We start from the raw sequence: 1,489 nt of genomic DNA, 5'->3' as shown, positions 1-1,489 counted from the left end.
AAGCATAGAACTTAAGTGCACGACCACCTGTTGTAACCTCAGGGTTACCGAACACAACTCCAACCTTCTCTCTGAGCTGATTGATAAATATGACAACACAGTTGGTCTTGCTGACAACAGCAGTGAGCTTTCTGAGCGCCTGTGACATAAGTCTGGCATGAAGTCCCATATGCGAATCGCCCATCTCTCCGTCTATCTCTGCCTTTGGTACAAGTGCAGCAACAGAGTCCACGATAACGACATCAACCGCTCCCGATCTGACCATGGTCTCTGTGATCTCAAGAGCCTGCTCTCCGCAGTCAGGCTGTGATATGTAAAGATTGTCTATATCTACACCTATGTTCTTGGCGTATGTCGGATCAAGCGCATGCTCGGCATCTATAAAGCCTGCGATTCCGCCTCTCTTCTGTATCTCAGCAACAATGTGAAGTGCTACCGTCGTCTTACCACTCGACTCAGGTCCGAACACCTCTATGATTCTTCCTCTAGGCACACCGCCAAGTCCAAGTGCTATATCAAGGCTGAGGGATCCTGTAGGGATCACATCTATATTCATATTCGCATTGGAATCGCCAAGCTTCATCACCGAACCCTTACCATACTGCTTCTCTATCTGTGCTATAGCGGCATCCAATGCCTTTCTCTTATCATCAATATTTACATTACCGGAATTATTCGCCATTATATTTTCCTCCTAAACATATGTTCGATTATCTTTTAATATAGTATTAGATTATTGCCACTTTGTCAACCATAAATTGGCTGCCTTCACTTAATTAATCAATATCTGTCTGGTATGTGGGGATCATCGGCATCAGAACAATGCCGCATCTTGAATTTTTCACTTAACATCTTTATGTCCGTCATTATAACACACTTTACAGCCATTAATTATTAAGATAGAATAAACTTTACCGACAAAGGCATTATAAATCGTGACAGGTTATAAAACACGCATTTCAAGGAGGAGCCATGAGCACAGTAGGCATAGTTTGCGAATACAATCCATTTCACAAGGGACACGAATATCAGATACAGCAGGCGAAGCTTCTAACTGGTGCCGAACATGTCATATGCTTTATGAGCGGCAATTTTCTTCAGAGAGGTGTTCCTGCCATAGCAGATAAGCACACAAGAACCGAGATTGCTTTGAGATGCGGTGTAGACGCTGTGTTCGAGATTCCATTTGTATACGCATCATCAAGTGCCAGAGACTATGCACATGCCGCAGTCTGCATGATGAACGCTCTTGATGGCATAGACTATATCTCATTCGGCGCAGAATGTGATGACATGGATCTTCTGCAAAAGATTGCCGGACTCACCGTCAATGAACCGCCACAGGTATCGGAATCCATAAAAAAATCCGTATCTTCGGGCATCTCATATGGATCAGCCAGAGCAGCCGCCATCTCCGAGTATCTGCAGAACCAGAACCTTACCGGTTATACCAGCGCTGATCTTGACCGTATCCTGGCAAGCCCGAACA

The 1,489-nt window shown here is 44.7% G+C and carries 2 protein-coding genes; one reads left to right on the top strand and one right to left on the bottom strand.

Annotation, left to right across the window (positions count from 1 at the left end; genetic code table 11):
* A partial coding sequence (recA, locus tag CCU_RS12180; RefSeq protein ID WP_208896231.1) for a recombinase RecA occupies positions 1-682 on the bottom strand: 682 nt, incomplete at its 3' end.
* A gap of 290 nt (positions 683-972) precedes the next feature.
* On the opposite strand from recA, the gene CCU_RS12175 reads away from it, so the two are divergent.
* The coding region (locus CCU_RS12175; protein ID WP_208896230.1) for a nucleotidyltransferase family protein at positions 973-1,489 on the top strand (517 nt) is incomplete at its 3' end.

This window comes from Coprococcus sp. ART55/1 (genome assembly GCF_000210595.1).
Classification (GTDB): Bacteria; Bacillota; Clostridia; order Lachnospirales; family Lachnospiraceae; genus Coprococcus; species Coprococcus aceti.
The sequence above is the reverse complement of the archived record's forward strand: the minus strand, read 5'-3'. Positions and strand labels throughout refer to the sequence as shown.